This window comes from Nocardia sp. NPDC087230 (genome assembly GCF_044744725.1).
GTDB lineage: Bacteria > Actinomycetota > Actinomycetes > Mycobacteriales > Mycobacteriaceae > Nocardia > Nocardia canadensis.
This window is the reverse complement of record NZ_JBIUYV010000006.1, coordinates 404,851-424,535: the sequence shown is the minus strand read 5'-3', so window position 1 is coordinate 424,535 and position 19,685 is coordinate 404,851. Positions and strand designations below refer to the sequence as shown.

General features: G+C 70.4%; 20 protein-coding genes and 1 rRNA gene. 18 read left to right on the top strand and 3 right to left on the bottom strand.

What is annotated here, in order from left to right; genetic code table 11:
- The 3 genes from rrf to ACIO52_RS22910 all read left to right on the top strand — a co-directional run.
- Nucleotides 1-91 (top strand): 5S ribosomal RNA (gene rrf / locus ACIO52_RS22920); the annotation flags it as partial.
- A gap of 282 nt (nucleotides 92-373) precedes the next feature.
- Entirely contained in the window at nucleotides 374-1,771 is a 1,398-nt protein-coding gene (locus tag ACIO52_RS22915; protein ID WP_402646576.1) for a hypothetical protein, read from the top strand.
- Complete coding sequence (locus tag ACIO52_RS22910) at nucleotides 1,768-2,814, top strand: hypothetical protein (protein WP_402646573.1); 1,047 nt, start codon at nucleotides 1,768-1,770, stop codon at nucleotides 2,812-2,814. Before ACIO52_RS22915 ends, ACIO52_RS22910 begins: the two co-directional genes overlap by 4 nt.
- 72 nt (nucleotides 2,815-2,886) lie before the next feature.
- Here ACIO52_RS22910 and ACIO52_RS22905 read toward each other — a convergent pair whose 3' ends face one another.
- Nucleotides 2,887-3,303 (bottom strand): DoxX family protein, encoded by a 417-nt coding sequence (locus tag ACIO52_RS22905; protein WP_218716063.1) that lies wholly within the window; start codon nucleotides 3,301-3,303, stop codon nucleotides 2,887-2,889.
- A gap of 298 nt (nucleotides 3,304-3,601) precedes the next feature.
- Here ACIO52_RS22905 and ACIO52_RS22900 point away from each other — a divergent pair, with 298 nt between their 5' ends.
- From ACIO52_RS22900 to recN, 5 genes are read left to right on the top strand one after another with little or no spacing between them, the layout of a single operon-like run.
- Nucleotides 3,602-4,495, top strand: a complete 894-nt coding sequence (locus ACIO52_RS22900) for an HAD-IIA family hydrolase (protein ID WP_402646569.1) — start codon at nucleotides 3,602-3,604, stop codon at nucleotides 4,493-4,495.
- A gap of 13 nt (nucleotides 4,496-4,508) precedes the next feature.
- Complete coding sequence (locus ACIO52_RS22895) at nucleotides 4,509-4,796, top strand: hypothetical protein (protein ID WP_218716061.1); 288 nt, start codon at nucleotides 4,509-4,511, stop codon at nucleotides 4,794-4,796.
- 1 nt (nucleotide 4,797) lies between these two features.
- Complete coding sequence (locus tag ACIO52_RS22890; protein ID WP_342802009.1) at nucleotides 4,798-5,619, top strand: TlyA family RNA methyltransferase; 822 nt, start codon at nucleotides 4,798-4,800, stop codon at nucleotides 5,617-5,619.
- Nucleotides 5,616-6,572 (top strand): NAD kinase, encoded by a 957-nt coding sequence (locus tag ACIO52_RS22885; protein WP_218716059.1) that lies wholly within the window; start codon nucleotides 5,616-5,618, stop codon nucleotides 6,570-6,572. Before ACIO52_RS22890 ends, ACIO52_RS22885 begins: the two co-directional genes overlap by 4 nt.
- Entirely contained in the window at nucleotides 6,550-8,319 is a 1,770-nt protein-coding gene (recN, locus tag ACIO52_RS22880) for a DNA repair protein RecN (RefSeq protein ID WP_402646565.1), read from the top strand. Before ACIO52_RS22885 ends, recN begins: the two co-directional genes overlap by 23 nt.
- Nucleotides 8,320-8,367: 48 nt before the next feature.
- On the opposite strand, the gene ACIO52_RS22875 is transcribed toward recN, so the two are convergent.
- Together ACIO52_RS22875 and ACIO52_RS22870 are read right to left on the bottom strand one after the other, a co-directional pair.
- Entirely contained in the window at nucleotides 8,368-8,787 is a 420-nt protein-coding gene (locus ACIO52_RS22875; RefSeq protein ID WP_218716057.1) for an SRPBCC family protein, read from the bottom strand.
- A 50-nt stretch (nucleotides 8,788-8,837) separates the two neighbouring features.
- Nucleotides 8,838-9,272, bottom strand: coding sequence for an SgcJ/EcaC family oxidoreductase (locus ACIO52_RS22870; protein ID WP_402646561.1), 435 nt, complete (start codon nucleotides 9,270-9,272; stop codon nucleotides 8,838-8,840).
- 114 nt (nucleotides 9,273-9,386) lie between these two features.
- Here ACIO52_RS22870 and ACIO52_RS22865 point away from each other — a divergent pair, with 114 nt between their 5' ends.
- The 10 genes from ACIO52_RS22865 to ACIO52_RS22820 all read left to right on the top strand — a co-directional run bounded on the left by ACIO52_RS22865 (nucleotide 9,387) and on the right by ACIO52_RS22820 (nucleotide 19,668).
- On the top strand, nucleotides 9,387-9,857 hold the full coding sequence (locus tag ACIO52_RS22865; RefSeq protein ID WP_402646558.1) for a MarR family winged helix-turn-helix transcriptional regulator: 471 nt from the start codon (nucleotides 9,387-9,389) through the stop codon (nucleotides 9,855-9,857).
- 135 nt (nucleotides 9,858-9,992) lie between these two features.
- The gene (gene steA, locus ACIO52_RS22860; RefSeq protein ID WP_316574139.1) at nucleotides 9,993-11,192 is read left to right on the top strand and encodes a putative cytokinetic ring protein SteA; all 1,200 of its coding nucleotides are present in this window, start codon (nucleotides 9,993-9,995) and stop codon (nucleotides 11,190-11,192) included.
- Nucleotides 11,189-12,130, top strand: coding sequence for a copper transporter (locus ACIO52_RS22855; RefSeq protein WP_402646555.1), 942 nt, complete (start codon nucleotides 11,189-11,191; stop codon nucleotides 12,128-12,130). The genes steA and ACIO52_RS22855 overlap by 4 nt, the downstream gene beginning before the upstream one ends.
- Before the next feature lie 172 nt (nucleotides 12,131-12,302).
- Nucleotides 12,303-14,024: a CTP synthase gene (locus ACIO52_RS22850; RefSeq protein ID WP_218716052.1), complete on the top strand. Its 1,722-nt coding sequence runs from the start codon at nucleotides 12,303-12,305 to the stop codon at nucleotides 14,022-14,024.
- A 16-nt stretch (nucleotides 14,025-14,040) separates the two neighbouring features.
- Nucleotides 14,041-14,694, top strand: a complete 654-nt coding sequence (locus ACIO52_RS22845) for an NUDIX hydrolase (RefSeq protein WP_316574141.1) — start codon at nucleotides 14,041-14,043, stop codon at nucleotides 14,692-14,694.
- Between the two features lie 53 nt (nucleotides 14,695-14,747).
- A complete protein-coding gene (xerD, locus tag ACIO52_RS22840; protein WP_402646551.1) occupies nucleotides 14,748-15,686 on the top strand; it encodes a site-specific tyrosine recombinase XerD in 939 nt (312 codons plus the stop codon).
- 250 nt (nucleotides 15,687-15,936) lie between these two features.
- Entirely contained in the window at nucleotides 15,937-16,770 is an 834-nt protein-coding gene (locus tag ACIO52_RS22835) for a ParA family protein (protein ID WP_255586654.1), read from the top strand.
- On the top strand, nucleotides 16,767-17,651 hold the full coding sequence (locus ACIO52_RS22830) for a ScpA family protein (protein WP_374104815.1): 885 nt from the start codon (nucleotides 16,767-16,769) through the stop codon (nucleotides 17,649-17,651). The genes ACIO52_RS22835 and ACIO52_RS22830 overlap by 4 nt, the downstream gene beginning before the upstream one ends.
- Nucleotides 17,652-17,689: 38 nt before the next feature.
- Entirely contained in the window at nucleotides 17,690-18,346 is a 657-nt protein-coding gene (gene scpB / locus ACIO52_RS22825; protein WP_218716048.1) for an SMC-Scp complex subunit ScpB, read from the top strand.
- An 8-nt stretch (nucleotides 18,347-18,354) separates the two neighbouring features.
- Nucleotides 18,355-19,668: a pseudouridine synthase gene (locus tag ACIO52_RS22820; protein WP_316574143.1), complete on the top strand. Its 1,314-nt coding sequence runs from the start codon at nucleotides 18,355-18,357 to the stop codon at nucleotides 19,666-19,668.
- The last annotated feature ends 17 nt before the right edge of the window (nucleotides 19,669-19,685 follow it).

The window sequence follows — 19,685 nt, the reverse complement described above, 5'->3', positions numbered from 1 at the left end:
GCCCGGTCCCATTCCGAACCCGGAAGCTAAGGCCACCTGCGCCGATGGTACTGCACTCGACAGGGTGTGGGAGAGTAGGACACCGCCGGAACATCCTTCGCGATAGGGGACCCAGAATTGGGTCCCCTATCGGCGTTTGTGGGGCTGCCATGCCCCGGCACGCCAGGCGGACGATGCCCCGTCCTCCGCCCGTGGTTGAATTCTTGTAGGCGGGGCCACGACAACACTCCCCGAGGCCGGGGAATCTAGAAAGGGATCGCCGTGTCGGAACACAACGACGGACGGAAGCCTTTCCGCCGGGACGGAGACGCCCGCGGTTTCGGCCGGCGCGGCGAACCGACCGATCGCCCCCGTGGCGGACACGGTGACAACCGTGGCGAAGGCGGCGGATTCCGCCGCAACGACGACAATCGTGGTGGCCGTGGCGGTTCCGACCGTTCCGAGGGCCAGCGTGGCGGGTTCAACCGCGACGATCGCGGCGGTGACCGCGGCGGTTTCCGGCGCTCCGACAGTGGTGACCGTGGTGGTTACCAGCGTCGTGACGACGCCGGCCGTGGTGGCTCCGGCGACCGTGGCGGGTACCGCCGTAATGATGACGATCGCCCCCGTGGCGGCTCCGACCGTGGTGGCGACCGCGGCGGCTATCAGCGTCGTGACGACGCCGGCCGTGGCGGTTACCAGCGGCGTGACGACAACGACCGCGGCGGTTTCCGGCGCTCCGACAGTGGTGACCGTGGTGGTTACCAGCGTCGTGACGACGCCGGCCGCGGTGGCTCCGGCGACCGTGGCGGCTTCCGCCGTGGCGAATCCGACCGTCCCACAGGTGGTTTCGATCGCGGTGGCGACCGTGGCGGGTATCGTCGCAACGATGACGACCGTCCCCGTGGCGGCTCGGATCGGGGTGGCGCCGGCGGTGGTTTCCGTCGCAACGAGGGCGACGATCGCTCGCGCGGTGGGAGCGATCGTGGCGGGTTCCGTCGTGACAACGACGACCGTCCGCGCGGTGGCTCCGGCTTCCGCAGGAACGAAGGCGATGACCGTTCGCGTGGTGGGTCCGATCGCGGTGGCGATCGCGGCGGGTACCAGCGGCGTGACAGTGGCGACCGTGGTGGTTACCAGCGTCGTGACGACGCGGGCCGTGGTGGCTCGGGCGATCGTGGCGGGTTCCGTCGCGACGACAACGATGACCGTTCGCGCGGGTCCTCGGATCGTGGCGGCTTCCGCCGGAACGAGGGTGACGACCGTTCGCGTGGCAGTTCGGATCGCGGCGGGTTCCGGCGCAGCGAGGGCGATGACCGTTCGCGTGGTGGCTCCGACCGTGGTGGCGATCGCGGCGGGTACCAGCGGCGTGACAGTGGCGACCGTGGTGGTTACCAGCGTCGTGACGACGCGGGCCGTGGTGGCTCGGGCGATCGTGGCGGGTTCCGTCGCAACGACAACGACGACCGTTCGCGCGGGTCCTCCGATCGCGGTGGCTTCCGCCGGAGCGAGAGCTCCGATCGCGGCGGCTACCAGCGGCGTGACGACAACGATCGCGGCCCCCGTCGTGACGACGATCGCGGGCGCGGTGGCTTCAAGCGTGGTGGCGGCTCCGGCGGTGGCAACCGTTACGTCGGTGAGGACGGCGCGCCGCTGGACGGCACCTACCGCGAGAAGCGGCGCGAGCGCGAGGGCGATGTCCTCGGCGTCGTGTCCTCGGCCGCCGCGAATGCCGATGCCGCCGAGAGCGAGTCGACCGATCTCGCATCGGCCGACCTCGATTCGCCGGTGAGTGAGGAGACCGCGTCCACTGAGCAGTCCGACGACACCTCGTCGAGCACCAAGCGTGCCGAGGACGTCGACGACAACGGTCGAGCGGAGTCGGCGGACGACGCCGATCGCGCCGAGTCCGGCGACGATGCGGGTCGGACCCGGTCCGCCGATCGCGCCGAGGCCGACGACACCGAACGCGGCGACGACGGCGATCGCACCGTGTCGCCGACCGCCGAGCCCGATCCTCGCGACGAGGCGGCAGACCGCGCGGATCGTCGGGCCGACGCCGGCTACGGCGCCCGTGGCGGCGACGACCGTGACGACCGCCGTCGCGGCGGCGAAGGCGCCAGGTCAGCGGGCGGGCGGTCCACCGATCGGCGCGCCGCGCGTCCCGACGAGCCGGACCTGCCCGAAGACGTGCAAGCCTCCGATCTCGATCCGGCGGTGCGCCGCGATCTGCTGAGCCTGGACAAGAACAACGCCGAGACTGTCGCCCGGCACATGGTGATGGCCGTCGAACTGCTCGAGGACGATCCCCGGCTCGCGCTGGCCCACGCACGGGCCGCACGGCAGCGGGCGGGCCGGATCGCCGTCGTGCGCGAGACCGCCGGTGTGGTGGCCTACCACGCCGAGGAATGGGCGGAGGCGCTCTCCGAGCTGCGCACCGCGCGCCGCATGTCCGGCGGCTCCGGGCTGCTGGCCGTGATGGCGGACTGCGAGCGCGGTCTGGGCAGGCCGGAACGGGCCATCGAGCTCGGCCGCAGCGAAGAGGCACAGGCGCTCAGCGGTGACGAGGCCACCGAGCTGCGGATCGTGGTCGCCGGCGCGCGGATGGATCTGGGTCAGTTCGACCAGGCCGTGGTGACGCTGCAGACTCCCGATCTGGATCCGGCGCGCACCGGTTCGGCCGCCGCGCGCCTGTTCTACGCCTACGCCGACGCGCTGGTCGCGGCCGGCCGCACCGACGACGGCCTGCAGTGGTTCCTCAATGCCGCTGCCGCCGATCTCGACGGCGAGACCGACGCCGAGGACCGCGCCGCGGAACTCACCGGCGACGCGTAGTTCAGCAAGCAACGGCCGCAGTCCGGGAACCGATAGCGGGTTCCCGGCCTGCGGCCGTTGTGCGTCGAGGGATCAGAAGGCGCCGAACAGCGGGCCGGTGAGGCCGAGCGGCACCTGCTGGGTGGTGTTGACCAGGTAGAACAGGATCAGCGCACCACCGACGATGGCGAGGTTCTTGTTGAACCCGATCATCTCGGTCTGCTTGGCCTGCGGGTCGGTTTCCTTCCAGAACGGGTGCATGAACAGGCTCACCGGAACCAGGAACGCCACGAGCAGCAGTGCGCCGAGATCGAGCCAGACACCGAGGATCAGCGACAGCGCGGCCACTAGCGCGACGACGCCACTGACGATGACGCCCGCTTTGGCCGCGGGCACCCCCTTGGCGGCCGCGTACTGGGCCATCCCGTCGGCCTGAGTGAAGTGGCCGATGGCCGAGAAGGCGAAGATCACCGCGAGCAGGATGCGGCCGACCAAGAAAACGATGTCCATTGCGTGGACCTCTCCGTGCGAAGGATGACGACTGCGCCGGTGCGGCAGTTCGATCGGTAATAACCGGACCGCAGTCCGTTTACTTCCTGGCGGGGTGGTGACCTGTGTCACCGAGCGCCGCGACGCGCGCGAAAGCGGGCTGCGAAAAGCGGGTACACCGTGCACGGACGGTTTCCGCATGCTCGATCATGAAGAGTGCGAGTGCGATTCGGTGGTTCCGTGGACGCGGGACTGTCGGTGCCCTCGCCTAGGGTCGGCGCAGGTGCTCGACCCGGCAGTGACGACGGAGTGAGGGTGTGTGAACCGGCTACGCGATCAATACGACGCTTTGCTGCTCGATCTGGACGGGACGCTGTACCGCGGTCCCGAGGTGATCGACGGCGGTCCGAAAGCGCTCGCCCCAGACGGTGATTCGGCGCAGCGGCTGGTCTATGTCACCAACAACGCGGCCCGTGGCCCCGGTCCGGTGGCCGAGCATCTGGCCGAGCTGGGTTATCCGGCCACGGCCGATGACGTGGTGACCAGCGCGCAGGCCGCGGCGGGCATGCTGGCGCACCGGCTGGCCCCCGGTTCCCGGGTGCTCGTCGTCGGTACCGACGACCTGGCCGCCGAGATCACCGCGGTCGGCCTCGTGCCGATCCGCCGATTCGGCGACACGCCGCCCGACGCGGTCGTGCAGGGGCACTCGCCCGCCACGGCCTGGCCGGACCTCGCCGAAGCCGCCTACGCGCTGCGCGCGGGCGCGTTGTGGGTCGCCGCCAACACCGATCGCACGCTGCCCAACGAGCGCGGTCTGGCGCCGGGCAACGGATCGATGGTCGCCGCGTTGCGGACCGCCTCCGATCGCGAGCCGCTGGTCGCGGGCAAGCCGTTCGCGCCGCTGATGGAAGACGCGCTCGCGCGAGCGGGCGCCCGCGCCGCGCTGGTGGTCGGCGATCGGATCGACACCGATATCGAGGGCGCCAACGGGCTCGGGCTCGACTCGCTGCTGGTGCTCACCGGCGTCAGCACCCTCGAAGATGTCCTGCTCGCGCCACCGGCCCAGGTGCCCACCTTCGTCGCCGGCTCGCTCGACGCGCTCAACGACGAGATCGTGCCGGATGCCGTCGCCCCCGCGGAGGTCGCGGAACTGTTGCGACAGCACCCCGGCCGGGCGGTACGCGTGCGCGCAGCCGATTCGGAAATCCGATAGCGTTGACGGCACGATGAGTACTCCGAGTTCACCGCCGCCCGGCGCGCCGCAGCCACCCCGCCCAGGGATTCCCCTGCCCGGCACTCACCTGCCGGGTGGTCAGGCGCGGCAGGAACCGGCCGACCCGCATCGGATCAAGGCCGAAGTCGATGCGTTGCTGGCCGAACTCGGCGCGGCGCCTGCGGTGACCGGACCGGCCGAGAACACCGAGACGGGAGCCGACATCACCCGGCGTGCGCGCATTCTCGAGCAGGCGCACGATGTGCTGGTGGACGCCCTGGCGACAGTGGACAAGATCTGAGGTGGCCAGGCGAGCGCGTGTGGACGCCGAACTGGTTCGCCGCGGATTGGCGCGATCGCGAGAACACGCGGTCGAGCTGATCAGCGCGGGCCGCGTCCTGATTGCCGGCACCGTGGCCGTGAAACCGGCGACGGCGGTGGAGACCGGCACCCCGCTGATCGTGCGGGAGGAACCCGACGAGGTGTCCTGGGCCTCGCGCGGGGCGCACAAACTGCTCGGCGCGCTCGAGGCGTTCGAACCGCAGGGTCTCAGCGTCGCGGGCAAGCGCTGCCTGGACGCGGGCGCGTCGACCGGTGGGTTCACCGATGTGCTGCTCGCGCGCGGCGCGAAGGAGGTGGCCGCGGTCGACGTCGGGTACGGCCAGCTGATCTGGCGGTTGCAGAACGACGATCGGGTCCAGGTGTACGACCGCACCAACGTGCGCAACATCACCCCCGAAACCATCGGCGGCACAGTCGAATCCGTCGTCGGTGACCTGTCGTTCATCTCACTGGGACTGGTACTGCCCGCGCTTGCCGCGTGTGCCGCCGACGGCGCCGATCTGCTGCCGATGGTGAAGCCGCAGTTCGAGGTCGGCAAGGAGCGGGTCGGATCCGGTGGCGTGGTGCGCGACCCGGCGCTGCGCGCCGAAGTGGTGCGCGAGGTGGCCGCCGCGGCGGGCGCGCTCGGGTTGCGGACCCAGGGTGTCGTCGCCAGTCCGCTGCCCGGTCCGTCGGGCAATGTCGAGTACTTCCTGTGGCTGCGCAAGGTCGGCCCGTTCGACTACGACGCCGCGGAAGTGGAAGCGCTGGTCGCCCGCGCCGTCGAGGAGGGTCCGCAGTGAACACGCACGAGGGCGGCAGGGAGATCCTGCTCGTCGCCCACCCCGGCCGCGCGGAGATCATCGAGACCGCGCACCGGGTGGCGAAGATCTTCGCCGAGGCGGGCATCTGCCTGCGGGTGCTGGCCGACGAGGCCGACAGCACGCGGTTCGAGGACGAACCCGCCGGCTATCCGGTCCGGGTGGTGCCGCACAGCCCGTCCGCGGCGCTGGGCTGCGAGATGGTGCTCGCCCTCGGCGGCGACGGCACCTTCCTGCGCGCGGCCGAACTCGGCCGGCCGTCCGGGGTGCCGGTGCTCGGAATCAACCTGGGCCGCATCGGTTTTCTCACCGAGGCCGAGGCCGAGCATCTCGACGAGGCGCTGGCCCAGGTGGTCGACCGGGACTACCGCGTGGAAGACCGGATGACCATCGACGTCACCGTCCGGGTCGACGACACCGTCGTCGAACGTGGATGGGCGCTCAACGAGGCCAGCCTGGAGAACGCCCAGCGCATGGGCGTGCTCGAAGTGGTGCTCGAGGTCGACGGCAGGCCCGTGTCGTCGTTCGGCTGCGACGGCATCCTCATCTCCACCCCGACCGGGTCGACCGCCTACGCCTTCTCGGCGGGCGGTCCGGTGGTGTGGCCGGAACTCGAAGCGATGCTGGTCATCCCGAGCAACGCGCACGCCCTATTCGCGCGGCCGCTGGTGACCAGCCCGGAATCGCGGATCGCGGTCGAGACGGTGGCGACCGGGCACGACGCGATCGTGTTCCTGGATGGTCGGCGGACCCTGGCGTTGCCGCGCGGCGGCCGCGCCGAAGTGGTGCGCGGCGAACGACCGGTGCGGTGGGTGCGGCTGGATTCCGCGCCGTTCGCCGACCGGATGGTGCGGAAGTTCCAGCTGCCGGTCACCGGCTGGCGGGGTAGACAGCGAACGGAGAACAGCCGCGATGCTGACAGAGATCAGGATTGACGGACTCGGCGTCATCTCGACGGCCACCGCGCAGTTCCATGCGGGCCTGACCGTCCTCACCGGTGAGACCGGTGCGGGCAAGACGATGGTGGTCACCAGCCTGCATCTGCTCAGCGGCGCCCGCGCCGACGCCGGGCGGGTTCGGCTCGGCGCGGCGAAGGCCGTGGTCGAGGGGCGGTTCGTCATCGACGACGTCAACGACGCGGCCCGCGCGGCCGTCGGCGAAGTGCTGGAGTCGGCCGCCGCCGAGGCCGACGAGGACGGCAGCGTGATCGCGGTCCGCACCGTCAACAGCGACGGACGCTCCCGCGCGCACCTGGGCGGCCGGGGTGTGCCCGCCGCGGTGCTCGGCGAGTTCACCTCCCGGCTGCTGACCGTGCACGGCCAGAACGACCAGCTGCGGCTGCAGCGGCCCGAACAGCAGCTCGCCGCGCTCGACCAGTTCGCCGGTGACGGGGTCGCCGGGCTGCTGCGCAAATACCAGGTGCATCGCCGGACGTGGCTCGACGCGCGCTCGGAGCTGCTGGAGCGGACGGCGCGCAGCCGGGAGCTGGCGCTCGAGGCGGACCGGCTCAAGCACTCGTTGGCCGAGATCGACGGCATCGCGCCCGAACCCGGTGAGGACACCCGGCTCGTCGCCGAGATCCGCAGGCTCAGCGATCTGGATTCGCTGCGCGAGGCCGCGGTCGCCGCGCACGAGGCGCTGTCCGGTCCCACCGACTCCGCCGCCGATGGCGGCGGCGTGCTCGATCTGCTCGGCGGCGCGCGGGCCCGGCTGGACTCCGCCGACGACCCCGGGCTGACCGGGCTGGCGCCGCGGCTGGGCGAGGCGATCGCGGTGGTCGTCGACGTGACCACCGAACTCAGCGGCTACCTCTCGGAACTGCCCTCGGACCCCGGCGCCCTGGACTCGATGCTCAACCGGCAGGCCGAGCTGAAGTCGCTGACCCGCAAGTACGCGCCCGATATCGACGGCGTGATCGCCTGGGCCGACGAGTCGCGCGCGCGCCTGGATTCGCTGGACGTGTCCGAGGACGCGCTGGCCAAACTCGCCGGTGAGGTGGAGACCGCGGCGGGCAAGGTCCGCGAGGCCGCCCGCAAGCTCAGTGCCGCCCGCGCGAAGGCGGCGGGCAAGCTGGCTTCGGCGGTGAGCACCGAGCTCGGTGGGCTCGCGATGGGCAAGGCCCGGCTCGAGGTGCAGGTGCGGCCGATGCAGGCCAACGCGCAGGACTCGGCGCCGATCGAGATCGACGGCGCGCAGCTGCACGCCGGGTCGCACGGTGTCGACGAGGTGGAGTTCCGGCTCTCGGCCCATTCCGGCGCGCAGTCGCTGCCGTTGAGCAAGAGCGCCTCCGGCGGTGAGCTCTCCCGGGTGATGCTGGCGCTCGAAGTGGTCCTCGCCGGATCGGATCACGGCGCGACGATGGTGTTCGACGAGGTCGACGCCGGCGTCGGCGGCCGGGCGGCGGTGGAGATCGGCAAGCGGCTGGCGCGGCTGGCCCGCACCCATCAGGTGATCGTGGTGACCCATCTGCCGCAGGTGGCGGCCTTCGCCGACACGCACCTGGTGGTGAACAAGTCCGATGATGGAAAAGGCAAGGTGGACAGCGGAGTTCGCACGCTGACCGATGAGGAGCGGGTGGTCGAACTGGCGCGCATGCTCGCGGGCCTCGACGACACCGAGACCGGCCGCGCGCACGCGGAGGAACTGCTGGAAACCGCGCGGGCCGAGCGCGCTCCGGCCTGACCACGCGGGTGACGTCGCCCGCGCGGACCGCGGGCGACGTCGACGCGCCTACTTCAGGGCTTTGCGGACGCCGCCGATGAGCTGGTTGGTCAGCTGGCGAAGGCCGAATTCGAGGACCGGCGCGGGCACGGGCAGCGACGGCTCGGACTCCATCGTGTAGACCACGCGGGTGCCGCCGGAGCTGGTGTCGGCGAAGGTGATGATGCCGACGTGGCGCTTGACCGGCGCGCCCTTGACGATCTTGTACTCCATCCGCTCGCCGGGAACCAGCGCGGTGATCTCCTCGATGACACCGGCTTTGCCGAAGCCGAGGATGTGCTGCGCGCCCACGCCGGTGGCCGGGTCGCCCTGCTTGATGAGCTTGACCTGGATCGGCAGGTAGGGGCTGACGGCCTCACGCTCGGTGAAAAGGCGGTAGACGATGTCGCGAGGTGCGTCGAAAACCGTCTCGACGGTGCTGCGGGGCATGGATTGTCTCCTGTCCGAGGTATCTGTGACCCGCAGCATACGGGTAGTTGTCATCCGCGTTCCGACCTGGCCGTCATCGCATCGAAGAACCAGTGGTATTTCGTGTTGTGGAAGGCGGCGAAGCGCCATTGGCCGTCGTGACGGACCGCGACGTAGATGTTGTCCTTGGTGTTGCGCCGGGTGCGCGTGCGCTTGCCCTTGACCACCGCGCCGCGGCCGTCGACGACCGCGACGTCGGGGGTGAGGAAGCGCAGCCGGGTGATCTCGCCGTCGAGGCGGGTGTTCTTCAGGTATTTCGCGAACAGCCCGGCGTGACAGGCCTCGATGGCCGCGCGGCCGGTGTAGTGGCGGCCGAACCAGGTGACGTATTCGGCGTCGTCGGTGAACGCGGCGGCGAACGCGCGCGCGTCGCCGGCCGCCCAGGCATCGCTGATCGCCGTGAACAGGGCGCGGATCGCGTGTTCGTCGGACTGGGGATCGGTCATGGCGCCCTCCGGAAAACTAGGATCGATCGGTCAGAGGTCGATCCGGGAAGTAGTGTCTTCAGTAATAATCTGACTTAGGAAGATAATCCCGGCCGGAGCGGAAGGTGTCAAGGGATGTCCGACAGGAGGGCCGAGCTCGCGGCAGCGTTGACGGTCGCCGCACAGCGCAGCGCGACCGATGGCGTCATGTTGCATCAGGCCGTCGCCGACAAGCTCGGTCTGCACGTCACCGATCTGCGCTGCCTGAACATGCTGCGGCTGGGCGGCCCGGCGACCGCGGGGGAGCTGGCCGCGCAGACCGCGCTCACCACCGGCGCGGTGACCAAGATGGTCGACCGGCTGCTGGCCGCGGGATATGTGCGCCGCGAACACGACGTCGCGGATCGGCGGCGGGTGATCGTGACCGCGATCCCGGCCCGGATCGATGAGATCGCCCCGCACTACGAACTACTCGCGCGCAGCTTCGCCGCCGCGCTCGACGACTACTCCGACGATCAGCTCGCCCTGGTGCTAGACCTGTTCGAGCGCCTGCACGCGACCTCGCTCGAGGTCGCGGCGAAGTTGCGGCAGGACGACGAGTCCTAGCGTCGGCGACCGTTCGGCGCGGTCGGAGGTGATGGCCCGCGGGTTGCTGTGCGCGCGGGATCACAGTGACGAATGTGACCGGTGATTCGGCGCGCCTCCACCAAAGGTTGAGGGTTTGCCCGCATCATCGGCCACATGAAGATGCCGGCGTTGTTGTCGCGGAACACGGAAACGCTGCCCGGTGTCACCGGGATCGCCCGGGTGGATCGCAACACCCGGCGCTTGTTGCGGCGCGTCGGACCCGGGGATGTCGTGGTCCTCGACGAGACCGATCTGGACCGCCACACCGCCGATCGGCTGGTCGAGGCGGGCGTCGTCGCGGTGATCAACACCTCGCCGTCCATCTCCGGCCGCTATCCCAATCTGGGCCCGGAAGTGCTGGTGGCCAACGGGATCGTGTTGATGGACGCCGTCTCGGCCGACGCGTTCGGCAAGATCAAGGACGGCATGAAGGTCCGCATCGACGAGGGCATCGTCTACGCGGACAAGCTGACCAAGAAGGAACCCGAGGTCCTGGTCGAGGGCATCGAGTTCGACGAGTCGGCCATCGCCGACCGGATGATCGAGGCTCGCAACGGGCTGGCCGACCACCTCGACGCGTTCGCCGGCAACACCACCGAGTTCGTCCGCACCGAGAGCGCGCTGCTCATCGACGGGATCGGGGTCCCCGACATCGACCTCGAACTGCGCAACCGGCACGTGGTCGTCGTCGCCGACGGGTCGGGGCACCAGGAGGAACTGCAGCGGCTCAAGCCGTTCATCAAGGAGTACGCGCCGATCCTGATCGGCGTGGGCCGGGGTGCCGACACCTTGCGCAAGCTCAAGTACAAGCCGGACCTGATCGTCGGCGATCCCGACGAGATCAGCACCGAGACACTGCGATCCGGCGCCGAGATGATCCTGCCCGCCGACACCGACGGACACGCCAAGGGTCTCGAGCGCATCCAGGACCTCGGCATCGGCGCCACCACCTTCCCGTCGTCGGGCTCACCTACCGATCTGGCGCTGATGCTGGCCGATCACCACGGCGCGTCGCTGATCGTGCTGGCCGGCGCGCCCGCCTCGCTGGAGGACTTCTTCGACCGCGGCCGTCGCGACAGCAATCCGGCGACCTTCCTGACCCGGCTCAAGGTCGGCGCGAAACTCGTCGACGCCAAGGCGGTCTCGACGCTGTACCGGCAGCGCTCCTCCGGCGCCGCGCTGGCGCTGGTGGTGCTGGCGGCGCTGGTCGCGATCGTGGTGGTGATCCTGGCCTCGCACAACGGATCCGAGGTGCTGGACTGGGCGATCGAGTACTGGAACCGCTTCGTCCTGTGGGTGCGTGGTCTGCTGTGATCTCGGTGCGTCACCATGCCATCTCGATCGCCGCGATCTTCCTCGCGCTGGCCGTCGGGGTGGTGCTCGGCTCACAGACCCTGGCCTCGGACATGCTGTCCGGGCTGCGTTCGGACAAGAACGACCTGCGCGGCCAGGTCGACGCGCTGAGCGCGCAGAACGAACAGCTCACCGCTCGCCTCGACGCCGCGGACCGCTTCATCGCCGACTCGTCGGGCAAGCTGCTCGGCGGCACCCTGACCGACCGCAGCGTCGTCGTCTTCACCACCCCCGACGCCGATCCCGGCGACATCGACGGGGTGAGCAAGGCGCTCGAGACCGCCGGTGCGCAGGTGACCGGCCGGATCGCGCTCACCGATTCCTTCGTCGACGCGGGGGAGGGCGACCGGATGCGCTCGGCGCTGACCAATATCGTCCCCGCGGGCGCGCAGTTGCGGACCGGCGCCGTGGACCAGGGCAGCATGGCGGGCGACCTGCTCGGCCTGACCCTGCTGCTCGACCCGGCGACCAATCAGCCGCGCAGCACCGCCCCCGAGCTCGCGCTGGTCCTCGAGACGTTGCGCGGCGGCGGATTCCTCGCCTACGGCGATACGCCGGTGCGACCCGCGCAACTGGCCGTCGTGGTCACCGGCAACGGTGTCGCATCCGACAGTGGACAGGGCGCGACTATCGCCCGCTTCACCGGAGCGGTCCGGGCGCGGGCGGCGGGCACGGTGCTCGCGGGGCGTGCCGGGGCCGCCGAGGGCAACGGCGCCATCGCCCATGTCCGGGCCCAGGCACCGCTGGCGACGACGGTCACCACGGTCGACAATGCCGACCGCGAAATCGGCAGGGTGACAACGGCTCTCGCCTTCACCGAACAGCTTTCCGGCGGCGCGGGCCGCTATGGAACCGGGCCAACCGCGACCTCGCTGACCATGGTCGCCATGCCTCGCTGAGGTTTCCCTCCGCGGTCGTGCCGGACGACCGGTCACCCGAGTACCCGGGTGACCCGCCAGGCCCGTCCCGCGCCCGCCGAGCACCCGGCCGCCGGTCCGGCGCGCAACACGCTCCGCCGCAAACGACCCGCAAAATACGCGGAGAGGCGGGTGCCTGTTACTCTGGAGTTCCGTGGGTCAAACACGGAATCAGGCTCGAAATGCCACCAAGCACATCTTCGTGAGCGGTGGCGTCGCCTCCTCTTTGGGTAAGGGTCTCACCGCTTCCAGCCTCGGTCAGTTGCTGACCGCGCGCGGCATGCGGGTGACGATGCAGAAGCTCGACCCGTATCTGAACGTCGATCCGGGCACCATGAACCCGTTCCAGCACGGCGAGGTGTTCGTCACCGAAGACGGCGCCGAGACCGACCTGGATGTCGGCCACTACGAGCGGTTCCTCGATCGCGATCTGTCCAAGGACGCGAACGTGACCACCGGGCAGATCTATTCGACGGTCATCGCCAAGGAGCGCCGCGGCGAGTACCTGGGCGACACGGTGCAGGTCATCCCGCACATCACCGACGAGATCAAGAACCGCATCCTGGCGATGCAGGGTCCCGATCTCGAGGGGCATGTGCCGGACGTGGTGATCACCGAGATCGGTGGCACCGTCGGCGACATCGAGTCGCAGCCGTTCCTCGAGGCGGCGCGCCAGATCCGCCACGACGTGGGCCGCGACAACGTGTTCTTCCTGCACGTGTCGCTGGTGCCGTACCTGGCGCCCTCGGGTGAGCTCAAGACCAAGCCGACGCAGCACTCGGTGGCCGCGCTGCGCAACATCGGTATCCAGCCCGACGCGCTGATCCTGCGCTGCGACCGTGAGGTGCCGCAGGGGCTCAAGAACAAGATCGCGCTGATGTGCGACGTCGACGTGGAGGCGTGCATCTCCACCCCGGACGCGCCGTCGATCTACGACATCCCGAAGGTGCTGCACAGCGAGGGCCTCGACGCCTACGTGGTGCGCAAGCTCGGCCTGCCGTTCCGCGACGTGGACTGGGCCGTGTGGGGCGACCTGCTCGATCGCGTGCACTCCCCGCGCGAGACCGTCGAGGTGGCGCTGGTCGGCAAGTACGTCGACCTCCCCGACGCCTACCTGTCGGTGACCGAGGCGCTGCGCGCCGGTGGCTTCGCGCACCGCGCGAAGGTGAACATCCGCTGGGTGCCCTCCGACGAGTGCGAGACCGAGGCGGGCGCCCAGGCTGCGCTGCGTGACGTCGACGCCGTGTTGATCCCCGGTGGGTTCGGCATCCGCGGCATCGAGGGCAAACTCGGCGCCATCCGCTACGCCCGCCACCGCGGCATCCCGCTGCTGGGCCTGTGCCTCGGTCTGCAGTGCGTGGTCATCGAGGCCGCGCGCTCGGTCGGTATCGACGACGCCAACTCGGCCGAGTTCGAGCCCGACACGAAGAACCCGGTCATCTCCACCATGGCCGACCAGGAAGACGTCGTCGCCGGCGAGGCCGATCTGGGCGGCACCATGCGCCTCGGCGCCTACCCGGCCACCCTGCAGAAGGGCTCGGTCGTCGCGCAGGCGTACGGCTCCGAGCACGTCTCCGAGCGGCATCGGCACCGGTTCGAGGTGAACAACGCCTACCGCGACGCCATCGCCAAGAGCGGTCTGGTGTTCTCGGGCACCTCGCCCGACGGGCACCTGGTGGAGTTCGTCGAGTACCCGGCCTCGGTGCATCCGTTCTTCGTCGCCACCCAAGCGCACCCGGAGCTCAAGAGCCGTCCGACCAGGCCGCATCCGCTCTTCGCCGCGCTGATCAACGCGGCGTTGAAATACAAACTGGCCGAACGCCTTCCCGTAGACTTCCCGGAGGAAGAGCTCGCGGAGCAGGCCGCGGATCTCTGAGCGGGAGAGCAGCGACGTGAGCCAGCCCGGTAGTCATGACTTCGAGACGGTCTCCAGCCGGGTGCTCTACAGCGGCGCGATCCTGGCCCTGCGCCAGGATCAGGTCGCGATGCCGGACGGGCGGGTCGCCGAGCGCGAGGTCATCGAGCACCACGGCGCGGTCGCGGTGCTCGCCCTCGACGACGACGGCAACATCGTCCTGATCCGCCAGTACCGGCATCCGATCCGGACCCGGCTGCTGGAACTGCCCGCCGGGCTGCTCGACATCGACGGCGAGGACCCGCTCACCGCGGCCAAGCGTGAGCTGGCCGAGGAGACGGGCCTGGCCGCCGCCGAGTGGTCGGTGCTGGTGGACGTCGCGTTGTCGCCGGGGTTCACCGACGAGGCGCTGCGGGTGTTCTGCGCGACCGGGCTCACCGCGACCGATCGGCCGGAGCCCGAGCACGAGGAAGCCGATCTCGAACTGGTCAGGATGCCGGTCGCCGAGGCGGTCCGGGCGGCGCTGGCCGGGGAGATCGTGAACGCGACCGCGGTCGCCGGGGTGCTCGCCTACGCGGCGGCCACGGCGAGCGCGGTGCCGTTGCGTCCTGCCGACGCGCCGTGGCCGGGTCAGCCGACCGCGTTCCTGCGGCGCAAGGCCGCCGAGGCGCGGTCCGGGAGCGGCGCGTGAGGACCACGACGTTGCCCGCCCCGGTGGTCGGCGGGGACTAGGCGGCATCGGGCGTGCTCGCGCGGGAGATCGACGCCTACCTCGACCACTTGGCGGTCGAGCGCGGAGCCGCGCGCAACACCCTCGGCGCCTACCGGCGCGACCTGGCTCGCTACCGCATCTTCCTGTCCGGTCGCGGCATCGCCGATCTCGGTGCGGTCGCGCAGGGCGACGTCGCGGAGTTCACCATGGCGTTGCGGTCGGGTGGGCCGGATCATCCGCCGCTGGCCGCCGGGTCCGTGGCCAGGGCCTTGATCGCGGTGCGTGGCCTGCACCGGTTCGCCGCCGCCGAGGGCATCACCGAGACCGACGTGGCGCACGCGGTGAAACCGCCCGCGCCGGGTCGGCGGCTGCCGAAGGCGCTGCCCTACGACCAGGTGCTGCGCGTTCTCGAAGCCGCGGGCGGCGACGGTGATTCGGGCGGTGCCGACGGTGGTCCGCGTGGCCTGCGCGACCGCGCGCTGCTGGAACTGCTGTACTCCACCGGGGCGCGGATCTCGGAGATGGTCGGTCTCGACGTCGACGACCTCGACGCCGAGCAGCGGTGCGTGGTACTGCACGGCAAGGGCGGCAAGCAGCGGCTCGTGCCGATCGGCAGGCCGGCGCTCGCCGCGGTCGACGCCTACCTGGTGCGCGGTCGTCCGTCCCTGGCCGCCGCCGGAAAGGGTTCCGGCGGGGCCCTTTTCCTCAACGCGCGCGGGGGCAGGCTGTCCCGGCAGAGCGCCTGGCAGGTGTTGCAGACCGCCGCCGAACGCGCCGGGATCGGGGCGACGGTGTCGCCGCACACCCTGCGGCACTCCTTCGCCACCCACCTGCTCGACGGCGGCGCCGATGTGCGCGTCGTGCAGGAACTGCTCGGGCACGCCTCGGTCACGACGACGCAGATCTACACCCTCGTGACGGTGAGCGCGCTGCGCGAGGTCTGGGCCACCGCCCATCCGCGGGCCAGGTGAACCGGCACCGCGCGGTCGTGCCGGGCGGGTATCGTGCGAACACGCCCGGCGTTGCCATGCTGTACCTCACCGGTCCGAGCGGTAGCGTCTACCACCAGAGCTGGACCGTACGAAAGCGAGCCGGTCCCGAATCGGCCTCGCTACCCTCGACAGGGGTTACCGGTAGGAAACGTATAAGGAGCAGCGGATCGTGACGACAGCGGAAACACCGTGGGACGGTGGACCGGATCAGGTCGCCGAGGCCGTCGAGATGGGCCCGACCGGGCGCCCGCTGCGACTGGTACCCGAACCGCCGCAGGTGCAGCGTCACGGTGACGCGCTGGTGGTGGCCATGTGCAATCAGAAGGGCGGGGTCGGCAAGACCACCTCGACCATCAATCTCGGTGCGGCCCTGGCCGAATACGGCCGCCGCGTGCTCCTCGTCGACCTCGACCCGCAGGGCGCGCTCTCGGCGGGCCTCGGGGTGGCCCACCACGATCTCGACCTCACCGTGCACAACCTGCTGATCGGCGGGAAGGCAGGCGTCGACGACGTCCTGCAGACCACCAAGGTCGACGGGATGGACCTGTTACCCAGCAACATCGACCTGTCCGCGGCCGAGATCCAGCTGGTCAACGAGGTGGGCCGCGAGCAGTCGCTGGGCCGGGCGCTCGCGGGTGTGCGCGATCGCTACGACTACATCCTCATCGACTGCCAGCCCTCGCTCGGCCTGCTCACCGTCAACGCGCTGGCCTGCTCCGACGGGGTGATCATCCCGATGGAATGCGAGTACTTCTCGCTGCGTGGGCTCGCGCTGCTCAACGACACCGTCGAGAAGGTGCGCGACCGGCTCAACCCGCGCCTGAGCCTGTACGGCATCGTGGTCACCATGTTCGACGCCCGGTTGCTGCACTCCCGTCAGGTGATGTCGCGCGTGGTGGAGGTCTTCGGTGACCTGGTCTACGACACCGCGATCTCGCGCACCGTGCGGTTCCCCGACGCCAGCGTCGCCGGCGAGCCGATCACCACCTGGGCCCCGAAATCGGCGGGCGCGGAGTCGTATCGGGCGATGGCACGCGAAGTCATCCACCGGTCGGGCCGGTGATCGACGCAATACCCGAGGTGCACGAGGCTCAGCAAGAAGCGGCGCCCGCCGCCGAGAACACCGGGTTCCACCTGCGGCTGAAGAACTTCGAAGGCCCGTTCGACCTGCTGCTGACGTTGATCAGCTCGCGCAAGCTCGATGTCACCGAGGTCGCGCTGCATCAGGTCACCGACGAGTTCATCGCCTACACGAAAGCGTTGACCGCCGAGCTCGCCGAGAACACCAAGCTGCGCGCGGACAAGATCCTCGACCAGACCACCGAGTTCCTCGTCGTCGCGGCCACGCTGCTCGACCTGAAGGCGGCCCGGCTGCTGCCCTCGGGCGAGATGACCGACGCCGACGATCTGGAACTGCTCGACGCCCGCGACCTGCTGTTCGCCCGCCTGCTGCAGTACCGGGCGTTCAAGCAGGTGGCCGAACTGCTCGCCGAGCTGGAAGCCGCCGCGCTGCGCCGGTATCCGCGCTCGGTGGCGCTCGAGGAACAGTTCGAGGGGCTGTTGCCCGAGGTGACCCTCGGCGTCGACATCGGCGCGTTCGCCGAGATCGCGGCGGCGGCGTTCCGGCCGCGCCCGATTCCGCAGGTCGGTCTGGGGCATCTGCACATGCACACCATCTCGGTCGCCGAGCAGGCCGAGCTGGTGCTGGCCCGGCTCAAGGAACGCGGGCCCGGCGGCTGGACGACCTTCGCCGAACTGGTGGCCGATTGCACCGTCCCGGTGGAAATCGTCGCCCGGTTCCTGGCGTTGCTGGAGCTGTATCGCGGCAAGACCATCGCGTTCGACCAGCCCGATCCGCTCGGGCCGCTGGCCGTGAGCTGGCTCGGGGAGCTGGATCCGGACGCCGAAGCGGCGGCGTTGACGTTCGAGGAGGACTACGGATGATCGGGTCAGGCCCGCAGGCGGCGGCCGCAGGGCACAGCATGACCGAGGCAGTGGCGGAGTTCACTTCCGAGCCGCTCGAGGACGCGGAACTGCGCTCGGCGCTCGAGGCGATGTTGCTCGTCGTCGATGCTCCCGCGCCGGTAGAACAGCTGGCCGCGGCCCTGGACGACACCTCCGAGCGGGTCGAGGCCACCCTGCGCGCGATGGCCGCGGAGCTGACGGCCCGGGGCAGTGGCATCGACCTGCGTTTCGTCGGTGACGGCTGGCGCTTCTATACTCGACAGGAGTACGCGCCCTATGTCGAGCGGGTACTGCTCGACGGGGCCCGGACGAAGCTCACCCGGGCCGCCTTGGAGACCTTGGCGGTGATCGCCTACCGCCAGCCGGTGACCCGGACGAGGGTCAGCGCGGTTCGCGGGGTGAACGTCGACGGAGTGATGCGCACACTGCTGGCCAGGGGCTTGATCGCGGAAGCGGGTCAGGATCCCGACACCAACGGCACGTTGTACCGCACCACCGAGTTGTTCCTCGAACGGATCGGGCTCGCCTCACTGGGCGACCTGCCACCGCTGGCGCCGCTGCTTCCCGGCGTCGACCTGATCGACGAGATCAGCGAGAGCCTGGAGACCGATCCACGGTTCACCAGGCTGCAGAAACCGGCCGAGTCCGACATGGACCTCGGCACCGACGATTGACAGGACAGATGAATAATTCCGCTCGCCGAGATGGCACACCGGACCGAAGAAAACGCAACGACCAGCCCCGTAGCGGCGCGAACCGAACCGCGGGAACCCGCGGCGGCACCGCGCGCACCGGGCAGTCGGGCAGCCGCGGGGAGGCCGGCGGCCGCCGCGGCACCGGCGGGTACGAGCGCGGTGAGTCGACCGGCCGCCGCCCCTCCTCGGGTGGGTTCACCCGGGGCACCGACGATCGGCGCGGCGCGGCGGGACGCGGCTACCAGCGTGGCGCCACCGACGATCGGCGCGGCGGTTCCGCGGGCGGCTACGAGCGCGGCGGCGACGACCGTCGCGGCGGTTACCAGCGCGGCGGCGACGACCGCCGGGAGGGTGGCTACCAGCGCGGCTCGGCGGGCAGCCCGGCACGGGGGACCCAGCGCGCGGGCGGCACCGCCCGTCCCGCGACGTCGCAGGCGCCCGTGCGCAAGACCAAGAACGCCAAGCCGCAGCGCAAGGTCGTCGCCCCGACGATCCTGAACAACGCCAAGCCGGCCCGGCACCAGCACGCCGAGAACACCGAGGGCCCGAAGAAGCTGCCCTGGGGCGAAGGCGAACGGTTGCAGAAGGTGCTCGCCAAGGCCGGTGTGGCCTCGCGCCGCGCGGCCGAGGACATGATCGCCGCCGGTCGCGTCGAGGTCGACGGCCGGATCGTGCGCGAGCAGGGTCTGCGCGTCGATCCGGAGAACGCGGTCGTGCGCGTCGACGGCACCCGTGTCGTCGTCCGCGACGAGCTGGTGCACCTGGTGCTGAACAAGCCCAAGGGCTGGCAGTCCACCATGTCCGACGATCTGGGCCGTCCCTGCGTCGGTGACATCGTCGCCGAGCGGATCGCCGCCGGGCAGCGCCTGTTCCATGTCGGCCGTCTCGACGCCGACACCGAGGGCCTGCTGCTGCTCACCAACGACGGCGAGATGGCGCATCGCCTGATGCATCCGTCGTTCGAGGTGCCCAAGACCTACCTGGCCACCGTCAACGGCGAGGTCAACTACCGCCTGGTCGGCAAGCGGCTGCGCGAGGGCGTCGAGCTCGAGGACGGTCCGGCCAAGGTCGACAAGTTCATGCTGCTCGAGGCCTACGAGGGTCGCTCGCTGGTCAAGCTCGTGTTGCACGAGGGCCGCAAGCACATCGTGCGTAGGCTGCTCGACGAGGTCGGCCACCCGGTGATCCGGCTGGTGCGCACCCACATCGGCCCGGTGGCGCTGGGCGACCAGCGTCCCGGCACGCTGCGCGTGCTCGGCCGCGACGAGATCGGCAAACTCTACGAGGCGGTGCAGCTGTGAACGGAGTGGATTTCTCG

Coding starts and splice junctions, on each gene's coding strand:
- ACIO52_RS22865 (WP_402646558.1), top strand. CDS start 9,387: ATGTCCGACAGGAGGGCCGAGCTCGCGGCAGCGTTGACGGTCGCCGCA.
- recN (WP_402646565.1), top strand. CDS start 6,550: ATGCTGACAGAGATCAGGATTGACGGACTCGGCGTCATCTCGACGGCC.
- ACIO52_RS22870 (WP_402646561.1), bottom strand. CDS start 9,272: ATGACCGATCCCCAGTCCGACGAACACGCGATCCGCGCCCTGTTCACG.
- ACIO52_RS22835 (WP_255586654.1), top strand. CDS start 15,937: ATGGGCCCGACCGGGCGCCCGCTGCGACTGGTACCCGAACCGCCGCAG.
- scpB (WP_218716048.1), top strand. CDS start 17,690: ATGACCGAGGCAGTGGCGGAGTTCACTTCCGAGCCGCTCGAGGACGCG.
- steA (WP_316574139.1), top strand. CDS start 9,993: ATGAAGATGCCGGCGTTGTTGTCGCGGAACACGGAAACGCTGCCCGGT.
- ACIO52_RS22875 (WP_218716057.1), bottom strand. CDS start 8,787: ATGCCCCGCAGCACCGTCGAGACGGTTTTCGACGCACCTCGCGACATC.
- ACIO52_RS22820 (WP_316574143.1), top strand. CDS start 18,355: ATGAATAATTCCGCTCGCCGAGATGGCACACCGGACCGAAGAAAACGC.
- ACIO52_RS22905 (WP_218716063.1), bottom strand. CDS start 3,303: ATGGACATCGTTTTCTTGGTCGGCCGCATCCTGCTCGCGGTGATCTTC.
- ACIO52_RS22895 (WP_218716061.1), top strand. CDS start 4,509: ATGAGTACTCCGAGTTCACCGCCGCCCGGCGCGCCGCAGCCACCCCGC.